The 16,584-nt window shown below is 36.2% G+C and carries 21 protein-coding genes; 18 read left to right on the top strand and 3 right to left on the bottom strand.

The features are described from left to right. Positions 1-41: 41 nt before the first annotated feature. Positions 42-803, top strand: coding sequence for a peroxide stress protein YaaA (gene yaaA, locus NFR82_RS05005; RefSeq protein WP_251717195.1), 762 nt, complete (start codon positions 42-44; stop codon positions 801-803). Here yaaA and NFR82_RS05010 read toward each other — a convergent pair. Beyond that, positions 800-1,555: an alpha/beta hydrolase gene (locus tag NFR82_RS05010; protein WP_251717196.1), complete on the bottom strand. Its 756-nt coding sequence runs from the start codon at positions 1,553-1,555 to the stop codon at positions 800-802. The genes yaaA and NFR82_RS05010 overlap by 4 nt on opposite strands. A 147-nt stretch (positions 1,556-1,702) precedes the next feature. Here NFR82_RS05010 and NFR82_RS05015 point away from each other — a divergent pair, with 147 nt between their 5' ends. The 4 genes from NFR82_RS05015 (at position 1,703) to NFR82_RS05030 (ending at position 4,685) form a co-directional block, all read left to right on the top strand. Next, entirely contained in the window at positions 1,703-2,302 is a 600-nt protein-coding gene (locus NFR82_RS05015) for a histidine phosphatase family protein (RefSeq protein WP_251717197.1), read from the top strand. A 114-nt stretch (positions 2,303-2,416) separates the two neighbouring features. Next, complete coding sequence (locus NFR82_RS05020; protein ID WP_251717198.1) at positions 2,417-2,947, top strand: TetR/AcrR family transcriptional regulator; 531 nt, start codon at positions 2,417-2,419, stop codon at positions 2,945-2,947. Beyond that, positions 2,947-4,008, top strand: coding sequence for an ABC transporter permease (locus NFR82_RS05025; RefSeq protein WP_251717199.1), 1,062 nt, complete (start codon positions 2,947-2,949; stop codon positions 4,006-4,008). The genes NFR82_RS05020 and NFR82_RS05025 overlap by 1 nt, the downstream gene beginning before the upstream one ends. A gap of 2 nt (positions 4,009-4,010) precedes the next feature. Beyond that, on the top strand, positions 4,011-4,685 hold the full coding sequence (locus NFR82_RS05030) for an ABC transporter ATP-binding protein (protein ID WP_251717200.1): 675 nt from the start codon (positions 4,011-4,013) through the stop codon (positions 4,683-4,685). Positions 4,686-4,737: 52 nt separating this feature from the next. On the opposite strand, the gene NFR82_RS05035 is transcribed toward NFR82_RS05030, so the two are convergent. Further along, positions 4,738-6,147 (bottom strand): C69 family dipeptidase, encoded by a 1,410-nt coding sequence (locus NFR82_RS05035; RefSeq protein ID WP_251717201.1) that lies wholly within the window; start codon positions 6,145-6,147, stop codon positions 4,738-4,740. Positions 6,148-6,245: 98 nt separating this feature from the next. On the opposite strand from NFR82_RS05035, the gene NFR82_RS05040 reads away from it, so the two are divergent. The 6 genes from NFR82_RS05040 to NFR82_RS05065 all read left to right on the top strand — a co-directional run bounded on the left by NFR82_RS05040 (position 6,246) and on the right by NFR82_RS05065 (position 10,308). Further along, a complete protein-coding gene (locus NFR82_RS05040; RefSeq protein WP_251717202.1) occupies positions 6,246-6,488 on the top strand; it encodes a hypothetical protein in 243 nt (80 codons plus the stop codon). A 124-nt stretch (positions 6,489-6,612) separates the two neighbouring features. Then, a complete protein-coding gene (locus tag NFR82_RS05045) occupies positions 6,613-7,239 on the top strand; it encodes a TetR/AcrR family transcriptional regulator (protein ID WP_251717203.1) in 627 nt (208 codons plus the stop codon). A gap of 147 nt (positions 7,240-7,386) precedes the next feature. Next, complete coding sequence (locus NFR82_RS05050; protein ID WP_251717204.1) at positions 7,387-7,926, top strand: NADPH-dependent FMN reductase; 540 nt, start codon at positions 7,387-7,389, stop codon at positions 7,924-7,926. A gap of 12 nt (positions 7,927-7,938) precedes the next feature. Further along, positions 7,939-8,487 carry an NADPH-dependent FMN reductase gene (locus tag NFR82_RS05055; protein ID WP_251717205.1) on the top strand — a complete coding sequence of 183 codons (549 nt, stop codon included), beginning with the start codon at positions 7,939-7,941 and terminating at the stop codon, positions 8,485-8,487. A gap of 87 nt (positions 8,488-8,574) precedes the next feature. Then, a complete protein-coding gene (locus NFR82_RS05060) occupies positions 8,575-9,366 on the top strand; it encodes a tyrosine-protein phosphatase (RefSeq protein WP_251717206.1) in 792 nt (263 codons plus the stop codon). Between the two features lie 12 nt (positions 9,367-9,378). After that, positions 9,379-10,308 (top strand): FAD:protein FMN transferase, encoded by a 930-nt coding sequence (locus NFR82_RS05065; RefSeq protein ID WP_251717231.1) that lies wholly within the window; start codon positions 9,379-9,381, stop codon positions 10,306-10,308. Between the two features lie 34 nt (positions 10,309-10,342). Here NFR82_RS05065 and NFR82_RS05070 read toward each other — a convergent pair whose 3' ends face one another. Next, positions 10,343-10,879: a CvpA family protein gene (locus NFR82_RS05070; protein WP_251717207.1), complete on the bottom strand. Its 537-nt coding sequence runs from the start codon at positions 10,877-10,879 to the stop codon at positions 10,343-10,345. Between the two features lie 171 nt (positions 10,880-11,050). Here NFR82_RS05070 and rsmG point away from each other — a divergent pair, with 171 nt between their 5' ends. From rsmG to NFR82_RS05105, 7 genes are read left to right on the top strand one after another with little or no spacing between them, the layout of a single operon-like run. Next, positions 11,051-11,773: a 16S rRNA (guanine(527)-N(7))-methyltransferase RsmG gene (gene rsmG / locus NFR82_RS05075; protein ID WP_251717208.1), complete on the top strand. Its 723-nt coding sequence runs from the start codon at positions 11,051-11,053 to the stop codon at positions 11,771-11,773. Between the two features lie 15 nt (positions 11,774-11,788). Next, positions 11,789-12,628: a nucleoid occlusion protein gene (noc, locus tag NFR82_RS05080; RefSeq protein WP_251717209.1), complete on the top strand. Its 840-nt coding sequence runs from the start codon at positions 11,789-11,791 to the stop codon at positions 12,626-12,628. Positions 12,629-12,643: 15 nt separating this feature from the next. Then, positions 12,644-13,423 carry a ParA family protein gene (locus NFR82_RS05085; RefSeq protein WP_251717210.1) on the top strand — a complete coding sequence of 260 codons (780 nt, stop codon included), beginning with the start codon at positions 12,644-12,646 and terminating at the stop codon, positions 13,421-13,423. Beyond that, a complete protein-coding gene (locus NFR82_RS05090) occupies positions 13,401-14,294 on the top strand; it encodes a ParB/RepB/Spo0J family partition protein (RefSeq protein ID WP_251717211.1) in 894 nt (297 codons plus the stop codon). The genes NFR82_RS05085 and NFR82_RS05090 overlap by 23 nt, the downstream gene beginning before the upstream one ends. Beyond that, a complete protein-coding gene (locus NFR82_RS05095; protein WP_251717212.1) occupies positions 14,287-14,550 on the top strand; it encodes a DUF951 domain-containing protein in 264 nt (87 codons plus the stop codon). The genes NFR82_RS05090 and NFR82_RS05095 overlap by 8 nt, the downstream gene beginning before the upstream one ends. A gap of 57 nt (positions 14,551-14,607) precedes the next feature. Then, positions 14,608-15,708, top strand: coding sequence for a redox-regulated ATPase YchF (gene ychF, locus NFR82_RS05100; protein ID WP_251717213.1), 1,101 nt, complete (start codon positions 14,608-14,610; stop codon positions 15,706-15,708). Between the two features lie 9 nt (positions 15,709-15,717). Next, a complete protein-coding gene (locus NFR82_RS05105) occupies positions 15,718-16,518 on the top strand; it encodes a DUF1129 domain-containing protein (protein WP_251717214.1) in 801 nt (266 codons plus the stop codon). The last annotated feature ends 66 nt before the right edge of the window (positions 16,519-16,584 follow it).

The raw sequence follows: 16,584 nt of genomic DNA on the forward strand, positions 1-16,584 counted from the left end.
ATTCTTATTAATTGTAACTTATTAGGAAGGAAATAGAAAAGATGAAGATAATTATTGCACCAGCTAAAAAGATTAAACGAGATCTTGATAGCTTTCCAGTTCAAAGTAGACCGATGTTTTTAGAGAAAACTAAAGTCTTAGCAGAATTCTTGCAGTCAAGAAGTGATGACCAACTTAAACTTTTATGGCAAGCAAGTGATCAGGTTATTCAAAAAAGCAAGCTCCAGCTAAAAGAAATGAACCTAGAAAATCATCTGACTCCAGCAATCATCGCCTTTTCAGGAATTCAATATCAATATATGGCACCGGATTTATTTACTCAACCTGCACTTGACTATATTCAGGATAATTTGCGCATTCTTTCTGGTTTTTATGGAAGTTTAAGACCGTTTGATGGAATTAGTCCATATCGCCTTGAAATGAAAACTCAAATGGTGGGCTTCAAAGATTATAGTTTGTACCATTTCTGGGGCGAAGATCTTGCAAATGAAATCTTCAAAGATGATGATTTGGTTATTAATTTGGCTTCTAAAGAATATTCAAGAGCGATTGCACCATATTTATCAGAGGATAGAAAAATGATTACTGTTGATTTTCAAGAAAGGAAAAATGAAAAGTGGCGGACAATTGCAACCCATGCCAAGATGGCCAGAGGTGAAATGGTGCGCTTTATGGCCGAAAGACAAATAAAAAATCCTGCAGAGTTGCAAGATTTTCATGATTTTGATTTTCAATATACACCTGAGGTAAGTACAGATGATCATTATGTCTTTCGGACAGACTTTGATTTTAAGCGCCGCTAGAAAAGCGGCATAACAAAGTCGCTAGTGAGTTTTACTGCCTCATTTTGGAATTCACCAGAGAAGCGGTGATCCGCATTTTCAATAGTGTGTAGTTGGCTATTGGCATATACTTCATTATATTTCTTACTATATTTAGGATCGACAACTTGATCATTTGAACCAACAATAATTGAAACTGGTCCAGTGTAGCGTTTAGAAACTTCATAAATAGGGAGAACTTGTGCAGTTCTAATATAAAAGCCGCCAAGTTTAAGGCCCATCTTTTCGCCAACTAGTGGTACAGTGGTTGGAATATGATCGGGATTATAAACAGCTCCTTGAGTATTACCTTTCAAAGCATCATCTTTTAATTGGGCTGCAGGAGCAAGTAAGATAACTTTTTTGATTAAATCGGGATAAAGTCCCGCTAACATTGAAGCTACGACTCCACCTTGAGAATGTCCAATTAAAAAAATATCACGAACATGGGGATCGGTGCGAACGTAGTCAAGAATTGCTTTAGCATCTTCTATCTCATTGACAACAGTCATATCTTCGAACTTGCCATCACTTTCGCCATGACCATTAAAGTCGAAGCGAACACTAGCGACATTTTCATCACGTAAACTATCGGCGATTTGTTTAAGTAAATCAGTATTTCGGTTGGCAGTGAAACCATGCATCAAGATTGCCATATCATAAATTTCACCAAATGGTTCTTCACGGTCACCGACAAGAGTAAGTCCATCTCTTTGAATTGTAATGCGTGCCATAATCATTACTCCTTTATTTCTATATATCTATATTGTATACTTCTTTACGACTTAACAAACTAAGTTTCAATTGAAAATCTATTAAGAATTTGAAAAGATAATTTATAAGCAAATTAGAATTATTTATTGATGTGAGGTGTTTTTGCAATGGAAATCGTGTTCATTCGACATGGTCAAACCAATGTTAACAAAGATAATCGCTTGCAAGGAGCTAAAGTTGATGCAGAACTTAATGAGGTCGGCCGTGAATTTGCAAGAAAGTCTGCAGAAAACTTCGATCCCAATGAATTTGATGCTGTTTATGTCAGCCCGTTAAAGCGTGCGGTTGAAACTGCCGAAATTTTTACTAAGGACCAAAAAGAATTAAATCGTGATAAGCGTCTACTTGAATTCGACTTCGGTGAATGGGATGGCAAGAAAATGGATGAAATTGCTAAAGAACATCCTGAAGTAATCGATCCTTGGGGGACTGTAAATAAAGATTATGTAAAGTATGCACCTAGTGGTGAGACTTATGAAAACTTTGAAAAGCGTTGTGCAGACTTTTTGAATGAAATGTATCAAAAGTATCCAGATAAAAAGATCCTAGTAGTTGCTCATGGCCGTTTAATCAGAATGATGGCTGCTCACCTTATCGCAGATGGAAAAATGGACAATTTCAACACTATGAATAACTGCGGACTAGCTAAATTTGGTATTAGCAAAAATGCTGCTAGAATGTATTATTATAATCGAATTCTTGCATAAACTGAGAGTAAATCTCAGTTTTTTTATTGCAGGCAAATTGACATATTGTCACCATAGGCATATCATATATCATAACTAATGTGACAGAATGTCAATAAAGGAAGGGATTACTCAATGGTTAAGTCGACTTTTAAAAATTTACCAGAAGAAAAAAAGCAGCGAATTACGGCGGCCTTACTGCATGAATTTAGTGATCATTCATTGCCAGATGCTCAAGTTGCACGAATTGTTAAGGAGGCCAATATTGCTCGAGGTGCATTTTATAAGTACTTTGATGACTTAACAGACGCATATACATACTTGTATGAAATTGCGGTTCAAGAAATTCATACAAATATGAATCCGGGTGATAAATTCGATCCAGACTTTTTCTATGAGCAAGTGGTTAAATTCATTGATGAGACTCAACATGGAAAGTATGAAGCTCTTATGAAGCAGCATATGCTCCACAATGAAGCAGCACTTCCTGATGGAATGAAGACCAACTCGGAACAACTTCTTCACATGACTCCTGAGATGTGGGCAGCAATGGTTTTAAGTCATGAAGTAATTAATTCTGTTTTCGCTGATCCTATTCATGAAAAGCAAAATTTAGCTAGATATAAAGAAAGTTTGTATTCAATTGATAGAGGGAGCAAAGAATAATGTTTTTAGCATTTAAAGAAATCAAACATGAAAAATTAAGATATGGTTTGATCATCTTGATGATTTTTTTGATTAGCTACTTAATTTTTATGTTGTCCTCATTAGCTATCGGTCTAAGTGATGAAAATACTCAAGCAATCAAATCATGGAATACTGAAAAAGTAGTTTTGAATAAAAATGCCAATATCAGTATGAGTCAATCAATCTTAACTACAGAAGACTTGAAAGACGCCAAGATTGGTAAAAAGGAAGCTTTAGTTGGTGAAGCCCCCATTGTTGCTAAAGCCAAGGGTAAGGCAAGTTTGTCTGCACAATTTTTAGGAATTAAGAATTCACAATTTATTTATAAAGATCAACAATTAGTAGCCGGCCGTAAGGCAACTAAGAACAATGAAGTTACCGTTGATCAAAGTTTCAAGCAAAAGGATTATAAATTAGGTGACAAGATTAGCTTGAATGATTCAAAGAAGAAATATAAGATTGTTGGATTTGTTAAGAATGCCAAGATTAATATTGCTCCGATTGTTTATGGTCCATTATCAACTTGGAGGACCTTACACGATGCGATGCCTAACATTGAAGCTTCCGCAATTATTTCTCAAGATTCAAACTACAAGTATGATAAGAATTCTGCTAAAACTTATACTGTAGCAACTTTCATCAATAAGTTACCTGGTTACACCGCACAAAACGTAACTTTTGAAATGATGATCGGATTCTTATTCGTAATTTCATTGATCATTATTGCAGTTTTCTTATACATTTTAACTATGCAAAAGATGCACAACTTCGCTGTTATGCGTGCACAAGGTGTTCCTTCAAAGACTTTGGTTAACTCAACTATTAGTCAATCAATTATTTTAGTTGCAGCCGGTGTAATTGTTGCTTTAATCGCTATTTGGATTACTGTAATAGCACTTCCTGCTTCAGTTCCAATCTTACTCACTCCTGCAATTATGATTGTTGGTACTGTCGGTATGCTCTTAATGGGTATTATTGGTAGTTTGATTCCAATTAGACAAATATTAAAGGTTGATCCTGCAAAGGCGATTGGAGAATAATTATGGCTGTAATTGAATTAAAAGATATCAAAAAAGTTTATGGTAAAGGTTTGGCTAAAGTTGAGGCTTTGAAAGGGATCAACTTTGAAGCTAATAAGGGTGAAGTTGTCTTAATCATGGGGCCATCTGGTGCTGGTAAAAGTACTTTCTTGACTATTGCTGGAACTCTTCAAAAGCCAACTTCAGGTGAAGTCTTAATTAATGGAAAAGATGCCAGCGAGTTTTCATCTAAGCAAAGTGGTAAGCTTCGCTTAAACGAAATCGGCTTTATCTTGCAGGCTTACAATCTTGTTCCGTTTTTAACTGTTAGAGAACAATTTGTTTTAGTTGATAAGATTAAAAAGCACAATAATTTATCAAAAGAAGATTTAAATAAATTATTTGATGAGCTTGGTATTTCCGAGCTTACTAAGAAGTATCCAAATCAATTATCAGGTGGTCAACAACAACGTGTAGCGATTGCTCGTGCACTTTATGCTAATCCTGAAATTCTACTTGCAGATGAACCAACTGCTTCACTTGATACTGCAAATGTTGAAGAGGTAGGTAAGTTATTCAAGCGTCTTGCAAAAGAACGAGATAAGGCAAGTATTTTGGTTACTCACGATCCTCGTTTGGAAAAATATGCGGATCATATTTATGAAATGATGGATGGTCGTATGACTCAGAAGAAGTGATTTATGTTAAAAAGACAGCCCAATTTGGGCTGTCTTTATTTTTTGACTATTTTTATAAATTTGGATCCATCTTAAAGCGTAAAGGTGAATCTGCTGTTTGTTTAGTAATTAATGTCGCATTTAATTCTTGGAAAATCTTAATTGCGGCCTTGGCCATGTCATTATTAGCCTTATCAACAATTTCAATTTGTTGCTTGTGATTTGTTTCTTTAGCCAATTCTTGATCGGCCTTGTAACGGATACGAGTTACTTTTTCGTTAGCAGCCTTTTGCGCATTGCTAAGATCGCTGCTATATTTTGCCCAATCACGATCGACTAAGGTGCTGGCAAGTTTGAATACCCAGTAAGCTGAGTTTGATGAATATGTTTCCTTACCATATTTATACATTGTAGGAACTTTAGTGCCTTGTGGATAGAATGGAACATAAACGCTTTGTGCGGCCACGCCCATTGCAAGCCATTGCGTCATTGATTCACCATTTAATTCGAGTAAATGTGATTCTTGAGTTGTAGCAACAGAAATTGGACGGAAAGTTGCATTATCTTTATTCTTCTTATTGGTTAAGTCATAGGGAGTATTTTGATAATGGTTACTGAGAACTGCTTGAGCATCTTGAATTGAAATTGGTTTATCAGGTTTTTGAATAAATGGTAGGTCAAAACTTTGAGCTTCTTGTTCAATTGATGGAGAAAGAAGTTTTTGCCCGATCCAAACACGTGGAGTATTGTAATGAAGGTCGCTATCATCGTGAGTGCCAAAGATTTCTCGAAAAATAAATGGTTTGTCCTTTGGCCAGAGATTATTTTCGTAGACGAAGTCTTGGATACCTTCTGAATACATGAAATCACTGCTATTAAAATCAATTTCTTGAATGGCTAATTGATTAGCAACTACTGCATATGAGTCGTCAGGAATTCTTTGGGCAACCCAGTGGTGGCCGGAACCAATTTCTAAATACCAGGCCTCATCACGATCACCAAATAAAATTCCGTCGGCTTCAGCTGCACCGTATTTTTCAACAATTTCACCTAATCTTTTTACTCCTTCACGAGCAGTCTTAATATAAGGTAGAACAACGGTAATCATTGCTTCTTCTAAGATCCCTTTTTTAGTATCAAAGGGATCAGCCGCTAAAACGCGATCGTTAGAATAGGCACTTTCTGTAGCACTCATTGCAACGTGATATTCATTAATTCCATCTTCTTCAAATAAGCCATACTTATCTGTCCATTCTGGAGTGGATGAGTAGGCAAATTTTTCTTCTGGTAAATCCATTTCGAATTTATTATCTTTAGATTTGAAGTGATTGTTTGTGACAGTTTCATGTTTGTTAAAAGCTAAGTGTTTTGGCCAGGCAGTCTTAGCATCTTCATTACGACCAATTACAACACTACCATTAATACTTGCATTTTTTCCAATCAAAATAGAAGTGCATGATGAACGTCCTGTAAATGTTTGCATATATATATTTCACTCTTTCTGTTATTAGGATTATAATTATTTTATCCTAAATTAGATATTTTGCGTTCTTTTTTATATTTTAAAGCGAGGGATATTAGATGAACGATCAACCAGAAAACAAATCAATTCAAATAAATACTGACTATGCTAACCAAAGTGTTGACATTAAATTCTCAGAAAATTTAACAGATAATCGTGAACGAGGTTATATTTTGGCAGCATCGTTTTTCTCTTACTGTGCGGCCCAAGGCCTTGATAAACAAGAAGTTATTGAAATGGTCAATACAAATTATGATCAATTTACTAAAGGAGATGAATCATCTCTGTTCAAGCGGTTATAAAATGTTTGAAAATTTTTTTGATTTAAAGCTTGAATTTGTTATTTAATAGTTATATTATAGTTAACGAAGATAAAAATAACTTACGTAATTTAAAAGCACAGTTAAACGGTAGAGGTGTATTAAAATGGCAAGAAAGAAAGAAATAAGCAGAGAGAAAATTCTCGATGTTGCTTATAAGATGGCAGTTACTGATGGGTTAGATGGAATGACTGCTCGTAGTATTGCGAAGGCAGGTAACTTCTCAACTCAACCTTTGTATTTAGAATTTGGTGGTATGCAAGAAATTCGTGCAGAAGTTTTAAAGAGAATTTCTGATGAATTGAAAACCAGTACTTTGCAAAAGGAATATACTGGTGATGCTTTAATCGATTTAGATTTGGCATACATTGACTTTGCTCAAAACCACACTAAACTTTTCAGCGCAATGTTTGTTGACGGTAAGTTTGGTAGTCAAATCATTTCTGATACATTAATGGGCTTAGGAACTGATAAGTTTAAAGAACAATTTGGAGATGTTGACTACAGTGATGAAAAGATTAACGATATCGTAATCGCTAACTGGATTTCAACAACTGGTATGGCTGCTTTAGTAGTTAACCAAGTTGCTAAATTCAATCAAGATCAAATTGTGAATGTATTGAACGCACAACTTCATGACGCTATGCTTAACGATCGTCTCGACATTGACACACAAGAAAACCCAATGTTTGCTGCAGATCAAGATGCATCTTTAAAGAGCAATTTAGCTTAATCAGCTAAATTGAAGCTGTGTTTTAAAAGCTTGGAAAGACCGGAATTATATTCCGGTCTTTTTTTATAATAAAGTAATATATATTTAAACAAAATTCACTAAGTAAGATATAATGAAAAATATGGAAGTATTTGAAAGGTGGTTTCTATGAAAATTCTCGCATTATCAGGCTCAAATGCAGATAATTCTTATAATTTGGCTTTATTAAAATTTATCGCTAAGCATTTTGCCGACAGATATGATTTTGAAGTGACTTCAGTTAAGGGCTTACCTATGTTTAAGGAAGGCGAAGATGCTCCTGCTGAAGTTTTGGCTTTAGGTAAAAAAATTCAAAACGCTGACTTGGTATTGATTGCTTCACCAGAACAACAACACTCAGTTCCAAGTAGCTTGAAGAGTGCACTTGAATGGCTTTCTAGTGCTATTCATCCTTTCCATGGCAAGCCAGTAGTTGTTGTTTCAACTTCTCCAATGCCTCAAGGTGCATCACGTTCACAATTACGTTTGAAGACTATCTTAATTTCACCAGGATTCGGTGTAAAGCTCTTTAACGGTGATGAATTTATGATGGGATTGGCACCTAGTCAATTCGATGAAAATGGTGACTTGGTAAATGAAGGAACTATCAAGTTCTTAGGTCACTTCTTCGACGAAGTTGATGAATGGTACGAACAAGTTACTAAATAAGGAGGTTAGACGATGAAATTATTAGCAGTTGTTGGTACAAATGCGCCATTTGCATTTAACCGCTTTTTGGCTCAATACATTGCTAAGCGCTACGGTGATAAAGCTGATATTGAAGTCAAAGAAATTGATGAAATTAAGCCATTTTGCAGAACTAAAGAAGCTGATGAAGTTACTAAGAAGTGGATTGAAGACGTTAAGAATGCAGATGGTATTATCTTAGCTACTCCTGAATATGATCACGCAATTCCTGCTGCACTTAAGAGTGCGCTTGAATGGCTTGGTTCACATGCTGGACCTAACGTAATGAAGATGAAGCCAGCTATGGTAGTTGGTGCTTCATACGGTATTCAAGGTTCAAGCCGTGCTCAAGAAGAAGCCCGTGAAATTTTACTTTCACCAGATATGGGCGCCAATGTGTTACCTGGTAACGAGGTTTTAATTGGTGGTGCCGCAAACAGTTTTGACAAGGAAACTGGCGACTTAACCAATGAAAACTACATTAAGCAATTAGATGCTGCAATGGAAAACTTTATTAACTTTGTAAATCAAGCAAATAAATAATTTTGGCAGAATATTGTTTAGCGTTGTAAAATAAAGCCTGAGACTAATACTCTTAGGCTTTATTTTTTCATCTTGGGAGGAGATTTTATGGGTAAACCAGTTATTTTACCGTTAAAAACAGTAAGAAATCCACGTGATTTGGGAGGATATATCGGCGCTGATGGTCGCAAGGTTTTACCAAATCGCTTATTTAGAACTGGCAATATCAGTAAAATTTCTGAAGAAGACGCTGAAAGATTACACTCTTATGGTTTAAAAAAAATTATTGATCTTCGCTCACATCATGAAGTTGAAAAATGCCCTGATAGAAAAATTGAGGGCGTAGAGCACTTACAAATGCCACTTTCTTGTGAAGATAATACTAAGGGTGGCGGTGACTATAAGAAGAATTTTGAACGCTATCGTGAAGATCAATATGCTGGTTTTTCAATGATGTGCAAGAGATACTATGCTCACGTTACTAAGCCACATGCTCAAAAGACAATTCATGATATCTTAGAAGTTTTACTCAATACCAAAGAAGGCGCGGTTTTATATCATTGTTCTGAAGGAAAAGACCGTACTGGTATTGTGACGATGATTATTTTATATATTTTAGGAGTAGATTTAGAAACTATTCGTCAAGATTACTTGTTCTCAAATGGAATGTTAGATGATTATCGCGCTAGACGTGATAAATACTTCAAAGAAAATGGTGAGAATTTAAAATTTAGAGCCAATATGCGAATTTTAGGCTCGGTTCAGGATGCTTTTTTAGATACCGCCTTAATCACCATTGAAGAAGAATATGGCGGATTAGATAATTATATTGAGAAGCAACTTAAAATTAGCTCAGAAATGCAAGAGGCATTGCGAGAACTTTATTTAGAAAAGAAATAATTTATGAAAGAAATTGTAAAAGATTTAGCATTAGAACAAGCTGTTGGACATCACCATGCTCTTGGTACATCTATTACCTTACAAATATTTGGAACTCAAGATGATTCACTTATTCAAAAATCATTTAAGTTGATTGATCATTATGAAGATCTTTTGACAGTCAACCGCGATGAATCTGAAGTAATGGATGTTAACCACGCAGCTGGTAAAAATCCAGTTCAAGTTTCCAGTGGGACGTATAGTTTGATTAAGCTAGCGGTTGAAGAAAGTCGCAAAAATTACGGCTTTAATGCTTTAATTGGACCAGTGGTCAAGTTATGGCATATAGGCTTTAAAGGCGCTCATGTGCCAACGGATGATCAAATCAAGGAAAAAATGAAGTTGATCGATCCAAATGATGTTGTTTTAGATGATGACAACCAAACAGTATATTTAACCAAGCCTGGAATGGAGCTTGATTTAGGTGGAATCGCTAAGGGCTGGATTGCGGACAGAATTCGTGATCTCTGGCTCGCTTACGGTGCTTTGGCTGGAATTATTAATTTGGGTGGTAATATTTTACTTGTTGGTGATTCTCCCAAGAGAATTAGTGGAAAATGGGCTATTGGTGTTCAGGATCCAAAAGAACCGCGCGGTGATAATATTACAACAGTCATGGTATCTCAATGTTCTGCAGTAACAAGTGGGACTTATGAAAGATATTTGGTGGTCGATGGTAAAAAATATCACCACATTATCGATCCTAGAACTGGTTATCCAGTGCAAACAGATATTGCTGGGGTAACTACCTTTACTAAGACTTCAGTTGAAGCAGAACTTGAATGTAAGAGATTATTCTTTGCTGGTAAACCAATTGAAGGCTGGCATGACAATCCAGATCGAATCGGAGCTGTTTTTGTTTACAATGATGAACGCGTTGTTTACGATAATTTTGATGAGTAAAAGAAAAAGTTCTAACAAACGTTAGAACTTTTTTCTATCCCACAGCCTTACCAATACTGAAGATGCTATTAAACATTCCGTTAGAAAGTCCGGGAGTATTATAGATAATGAAACGTAAAAGACTTGAGTCAATCGTTTGCTGCATGAACCATTGAATTTGAAGAGCGTTAAGCATTGACAAGATTACATAAACGAAGAAGTAACCTGCAATAAATGATGCGGCTGCACCTAAAACGCTGTCCAAGATTCCGCCAAGATTAGTTCCGTGCGGATTTTTAGCCGGTATCCAACTCTTGAAAAGTTTTACTACTTGTCTTCCAATAAATAGGATGATAAAGAAGGCTAAGAATCTAAACAACATCAAATTTGTCTCAACTGTTAAGTTGGTTTGGATTTGATGACCAGTAACTTGTGTGTAAATCCAGTTACCGAATGGGTTTTGTAAAAAAATTGCGGTGATAAAAACAATCGCACCAAATACTAAGTTAATAATGTAGCGTGTGAAGCCGGTTTGATAGCCATGATAGGCTTGCCAGGCAAGGTAAGCCAGCACAATTAATGTTACAATCATAATATTTTATCTCCTTTGGAAAATATTATACGCTAAAAAGCCAATATAATGTCGTTTGGCTTTGACGATTGACGGAAAATACTTCATAATTGTAGGGATAGTTTAGCTTTACTAAACGGTGATTTTGTCGTTAAATTGATAGAGTGTGGAACAGAGTTTCACGGGGGAAATATGAATCCTGAACAATTCGATCAAGAGTTAATAAAACATAATATTACATTATCAGATAAACAAAAGCAGCAATTTAAAACATATTTTAAAGAATTAGTTGCAGCTAATGAGCATGTTAACCTAACTAGAATTACTGAAGAAGATGAAGTTTACTTAAAGCACTTCTTCGATAGTGTTACACCGCTTTTTACTTTTAAGGATACTTTTAAAGAAGGAATTACGCTTTGTGACGTTGGAGCTGGTGCGGGCTTTCCATCAATTCCTCTTAAGATATTGATGCCAAGCTTAAAGGTTACCATCGTTGATTCACTTGCCAAGCGACTTTCTTTCTTAAAAGACTTGATTGCTAAGCTTGAATTGAGCGATGTAGATTTAGTTCATGGCCGAGCAGAAGATGTTGGTCAAAACAAGCTTTATCGTGAAAAATTTGAGCTAGTGACAGCTCGTGCAGTTGCTAATATGACTGTGCTAAGTGAATATTGCTTGCCACTTGTTAAAGAAGGCGGATATTTCCTTGCCTTGAAGGGACCCAAGAGTTCTGAAGAACTTGATGAAAGTAAAGTGGCTTTGCAAGTCTTAGGTGGAAAGTTAATTGAGACTAAGGAATTAATTTTACCTGGTACTGATGATCAAAGAACTTTACTTTTGGTGCAAAAAATCAAAAAAACACCTAACAAATATCCACGACAAGCGGGGACGCCTCGTCGAAAACCAATAAAATAATGGGAGGGACGTAAAATGGCACTTTTTTCATTTAATCGTCATCAAGATGAAATTCCTAAAAACAAACAAATTCAAGATATTGAATTGAGCAAGATTAGCCCAAGTCAATTCCAACCGCGTCGCCAATTTTCAGAAGATTCAATTAATGAATTAGCTCAAACTCTCGATAAGGAAGGCTTGCTTCAACCAATCGTCATTCGTGAAGTTGACGAAGGTGATAAGTACGAAATTATCGCTGGTGAAAGACGTTTTCGCGCGGCTAAGAGCTTACATTGGGATAAAATTCCAGCTATTGTAAATAATATGGATGACGACCAAGCTGCATCACTTGCTTTGATCGAGAACTTACAACGCGAGAATTTAAATCCAATTGATGAAGCTCATGCTTACACTAATTTGATGAAGCTTAATAATTTAAGTCAAACAGAATTAGCTAAGAATATGGGTAAGTCTCAATCATATGTAGCTAATAAATTACGTCTATTGAAGTTAACTCCTAAGGTGCAAAGTTATTTAGTTAGCGGTGAAATCACTGCTCGACATGGCCGTGCCTTACTTAACTTGAGCGAAAAAGATCAAGGACGTGTAGTTGATGAAATCCTTAAGAATAATTTGAATGTTAAGGATACAGAAGCTATTGCTCGCGATGTTGATGGTTATTTTACTAAGAAAGAAAAGGAAAAGACCGAGGAAAAAAGACGTGTCGTTAATCGAATTCCGAAGGATCTTAAGGTGCAAATTAATACCATTAAGCAAGCAGTTAAACTTGCAAAAGATTCTGGAATTAAAGTCAAGGTTAGTGAAAACAAGGACCCAGATGACTATAAGATTACGATTGAATTAAAGAGAAAGTAGAGGATAGGAAAAATTATGGTAAATGTAATTTCGGTTGCTAACCAAAAAGGTGGAGTTGGTAAAACCACTACCACCATTAACTTAGCAGCCTCAATTGCCGACCGTGGTTACCGCGTTTTAATTGTGGATATTGATCCTCAAGGTAACGCGACTTCTGGTTTAGGAATTGAAAAATCAGAAATCAACCAGGACATTTACAACGTTTTAATTGATGAAATCCCATTAACTGATACTATCCACCATACTTCAACTAAGAAATTAGATATTGCACCAGCGACTATTAATTTATCTGGTGCAGAAACCGAATTAATTAGTATGATGGCTCGTGAAACTCGACTTAAGTCAGCTCTTGATACAGTTAGTGAAGATTATGACTTTATTTTTATTGATTGTCCGCCATCACTTGGTCAACTTTCAATTAATGCCTTCACAGCATCAGATTCAATTTTGATTCCAGTTCAAAGTGAATACTACGCAATGGAAGGTTTAAGTCAGCTTCTTAACACTATTAGATTGGTTCAAAAGCACTTCAACAAGGATTTAGGTGTTGAAGGGGTACTTCTTACTATGCTTGATGCCAGAACTAATCTTGGAGCCGAAGTTGTCAAAGAAGTCCAATCATACTTCAGTGATAAGGTTTATAAAACAATTATTCCAAGAATTACTAAGTTGGCAGAAGCGCCAAGTTATGGACAAGCAATTACCGAATATGCGCCAAATTCTCGCGGTGCAAAAGTGTACGATGATTTAGCAAAAGAGGTGCTTAAAGCTCATGACAAGAGACTCAAAAAATAAAGAGGCTAAAAGAAAAGGTGGTTTGGGCCGCGGAATTGAGGCTTTATTCGGGGATGAACCTCAAGTAGAAGAAACTGAAGTTGAGGAAGAAGTTCAAGATATTTCTTTAGACGAAATTCGTCCTAATCCTTATCAACCAAGAAAGAATTTTGATGATAAAAGTTTAAAGGAATTATCTGATTCAATAAAAGAAAATGGCGTTTTCCAACCTATCATTGTCCGTAAGTCAGTGAATGGCTACGAAATCATTGCTGGTGAAAGACGTTTTAGAGCTTCTAAACTTGCTAAAAGGACAACAGTTCCAGCAATTGTTCGTCAATTTGATGAAAGTCAAATGATGGAAGTTGCAGTTCTTGAAAACCTTCAACGTGAGGATTTAACTCCACTTGAAGAAGCCCAAGCTTATGAAATGTTGCAAAAGAATTTGGGCTTAACTCAAGAAGAGGTTTCTAAGCGAATGGGCAAGTCTCGCCCATATATCGCTAACTATCTTAGACTTCTTACCTTACCTAATAAGACTAAACGTCTTTTGCAACGAGGCGAGCTTTCAATGGGTCAAGCTAGAACACTTCTTGGGCTTAAGGATAAGGATAAGATTGATGATGTAGCAAGACGCGTGGTTAAAGAAGGAATGCCGGTTAGAAAAGTTGAAGCTTTGGTTGCTCAACTTAATTCTAAAAAACCGCGCAAAAAGACCGTTCAGAAGTCAGCTTTCATCCGTGCAAGTGAAAGTCAACTTGCCAATAAGTTTGGCTCAGCCGTAAATATTTCTGAAGGTAAAAAAGGTAAGGGGCACTTGTCAATTGACTTTGCTTCAACTGAAGAATTAAATCGAATTTTAGATATTTTAGGCGTTGATCTCGATGATTAAAAATGATGCATATGATTTAGCTGATACTGTGCAAATGAAAAAACCACATGCTTGTCAGGTTAATGATTGGGAAATCATGCGTCTGGGTGCCGATATTAAGTTAAAGTGTATGGGCTGCGGACGAATGATTATGCTTCCAAGATCTGAGTTTAACCGTAAGATGAAGAAGGTTTTAACTAAGGCAAATGATCCAGTTAATAAGAAAAAAGAGCATTATTTGCCCAAAGATAAGATTGCACGACCAAATCTCGGCTAAAATAATAAGGTAAGATAAAGTAAAATATATTTAGTTTTAAAGAAAAAGAGGAAGATTATGGCATTAACTGCTGGTATCGTTGGTTTGCCAAATGTTGGTAAGTCAACTTTGTTTAACGCAATTACAAAAGCTGGAGCTGAAATGGCTAACTACCCATTCGCAACCATTGAACCAAATGTTGGTATGGTTGAAGTTCCTGATTCACGTCTTGCAAGAATTCAAGAATTGATTCCTGCTAAGAAGGTTGTTCATACAACTTTTGAATTTACTGATATCGCTGGACTTGTTAAGGGTGCATCAAAAGGTGAAGGGCTTGGTAACAAGTTCCTTGAAAACATCCGTCAAACTGATGCGATTGTTCACGTTGTTCGCGCCTTTGATGATGACAACATTACTTCAGTTACTGGTAAGGTTGATCCTGAAGAAGATATCAACACTATTAACCTAGAGCTTGCAATTGCTGACCTTGATGCAGTTAACCGCCGTATCAACAAAGTTAAGAAGGTTGCCCAACAAGGCGATAAGGAAGCTAAAGCCGAAATGGCAGTTCTTGAAAAGCTTCAACCAGTTCTTGAAGAAGGAAATGCTGCTCGTTCAATTGACTTCAACGAAGATGAACAAAAGATTGTTAAGGGCTTGTTCCTTTTAACTTCTAAGCCAATTATTTATGTTGCTAACATTGCTGAAAGCTCAATGGCTGATCCAGAAAGTGATAAATATTTCCAAATTGTTAAGGCTCATGCTGATCGTGAAAATGCGGAAGCTCTTGGTATTTCTGCTGCAACTGAGGAAGAAATTGCTTCAATGGATGAAGATGAAAGAAAAGAATTCCTTGAAATGGAAGGCGTTGAAGAATCTGGTTTGGACCGCTTAATCAAGGCCGCTTACCATATCTTAGGTCTTAGAACTTTCTTCACTGCTGGTGGTAAGGAAACCCGTGCTTGGACCTTCCACGATGGTATGAAGGCTCCTCAAGTTGCCGGTGTTATTCACTCAGACTTTGAACGTGGATTTATCCGTGCTGAAGTTGTTTCATTTGATGACTTGGATAAGCTTGAAACTATGCAAAAGGTTAAAGAAGCTGGTCGACTTCGTCTTGAAGGTAAGGATTACGTAGTTCAAGACGGTGACATTATTGAATTTAGATTCAATGTCTAGGAGATAAGAATGGCTGAAGAGAAAAAAGAAAACACTGCTAAGATTAACGAAAATAAGCAGGCTAAATTAAAAGCTAAAGCTGAAAATGCAGAAAAAGAAGAAGCAGTTAAGAGTCAATCTAGCGAAGAATTAAGAAAATCTCTTAGCAATAAAAACTCTGACTACGTTTTCCGCTTACAAAAAGAATTAGAAAAGCAAGGTAACTTATCATCTGAGGATGCTAAGGCTAAAGTTGATGCACTTTTACCAGAAATGGTTACAGCACAGCGTCGCGGTGTAACTGCCAATAACTTATTTGCAGCTTCACCATCAATTAAAGCGGATCAACTTTTGCATCCGGTTCAAAAACCAAAGACTATTATGGATATGCCATTTTGGCAAAGAGCTGTTGATAGTATCTTGTTGATGTTGGCAATTTTCATGGGGATGTATGGTTTGCTTTCTGCTTTCAGTAATCAAAAGCAGATTCAAGATCAATCAGGTTACGGTGTAACAAGTATCATTATTATTTCAGTGGTAATGGGCTTGTTCATGATTAAGTTCAACGAATTGTTGATGCCAAATCCAAAGACTAATAAGCGTCCTAAACTTCTTAAGGGAATCTTGATTAGTGCAGGTTTTATTATAATAGTGGTTGCATTAACTGCCCTATTAGCACTTCCAGCATTGAAGGTTCTTAATCCAGTCTTACCAGGAATTGTTTACTTGATTATCGCTGCAATTTCTTTCGGAGTTCGTTACTTATTCAGAAAGCAATACCACATTGTTGGTTCAACTTTTGCGCCAAATCCGAACCCAAGACGAAAATAAAGTGGACTTTTTCTGAAATAAGTATAAACTAGATAGTATTATGTGCTTGAAGGATAAATGAGTTTT

The organism is Lactobacillus agrestimuris (assembly GCF_943193025.1).
GTDB lineage: Bacteria > Bacillota > Bacilli > Lactobacillales > Lactobacillaceae > Lactobacillus > Lactobacillus agrestimuris.

Bases quoted from the DNA above. Each gene is read 5' to 3' on its own strand.
- yaaA (WP_251717195.1), top strand. From the start codon at position 42: ATGAAGATAATTATTGCACCAGCTAAAAAGATTAAACGAGATCTTGAT.
- NFR82_RS05010 (WP_251717196.1), bottom strand. From the start codon at position 1,555: ATGGCACGCATTACAATTCAAAGAGATGGACTTACTCTTGTCGGTGAC.
- NFR82_RS05015 (WP_251717197.1), top strand. From the start codon at position 1,703: ATGGAAATCGTGTTCATTCGACATGGTCAAACCAATGTTAACAAAGAT.
- NFR82_RS05020 (WP_251717198.1), top strand. From the start codon at position 2,417: ATGGTTAAGTCGACTTTTAAAAATTTACCAGAAGAAAAAAAGCAGCGA.
- NFR82_RS05025 (WP_251717199.1), top strand. From the start codon at position 2,947: ATGTTTTTAGCATTTAAAGAAATCAAACATGAAAAATTAAGATATGGT.
- NFR82_RS05030 (WP_251717200.1), top strand. From the start codon at position 4,011: ATGGCTGTAATTGAATTAAAAGATATCAAAAAAGTTTATGGTAAAGGT.
- NFR82_RS05035 (WP_251717201.1), bottom strand. From the start codon at position 6,147: ATGCAAACATTTACAGGACGTTCATCATGCACTTCTATTTTGATTGGA.
- NFR82_RS05040 (WP_251717202.1), top strand. From the start codon at position 6,246: ATGAACGATCAACCAGAAAACAAATCAATTCAAATAAATACTGACTAT.
- NFR82_RS05045 (WP_251717203.1), top strand. From the start codon at position 6,613: ATGGCAAGAAAGAAAGAAATAAGCAGAGAGAAAATTCTCGATGTTGCT.
- NFR82_RS05050 (WP_251717204.1), top strand. From the start codon at position 7,387: ATGAAAATTCTCGCATTATCAGGCTCAAATGCAGATAATTCTTATAAT.
- NFR82_RS05055 (WP_251717205.1), top strand. From the start codon at position 7,939: ATGAAATTATTAGCAGTTGTTGGTACAAATGCGCCATTTGCATTTAAC.
- NFR82_RS05060 (WP_251717206.1), top strand. From the start codon at position 8,575: ATGGGTAAACCAGTTATTTTACCGTTAAAAACAGTAAGAAATCCACGT.
- NFR82_RS05070 (WP_251717207.1), bottom strand. From the start codon at position 10,879: ATGATTGTAACATTAATTGTGCTGGCTTACCTTGCCTGGCAAGCCTAT.
- rsmG (WP_251717208.1), top strand. From the start codon at position 11,051: ATGAATCCTGAACAATTCGATCAAGAGTTAATAAAACATAATATTACA.
- noc (WP_251717209.1), top strand. From the start codon at position 11,789: ATGGCACTTTTTTCATTTAATCGTCATCAAGATGAAATTCCTAAAAAC.
- NFR82_RS05085 (WP_251717210.1), top strand. From the start codon at position 12,644: ATGGTAAATGTAATTTCGGTTGCTAACCAAAAAGGTGGAGTTGGTAAA.
- NFR82_RS05090 (WP_251717211.1), top strand. From the start codon at position 13,401: ATGACAAGAGACTCAAAAAATAAAGAGGCTAAAAGAAAAGGTGGTTTG.
- NFR82_RS05095 (WP_251717212.1), top strand. From the start codon at position 14,287: ATGATTAAAAATGATGCATATGATTTAGCTGATACTGTGCAAATGAAA.
- ychF (WP_251717213.1), top strand. From the start codon at position 14,608: ATGGCATTAACTGCTGGTATCGTTGGTTTGCCAAATGTTGGTAAGTCA.
- NFR82_RS05105 (WP_251717214.1), top strand. From the start codon at position 15,718: ATGGCTGAAGAGAAAAAAGAAAACACTGCTAAGATTAACGAAAATAAG.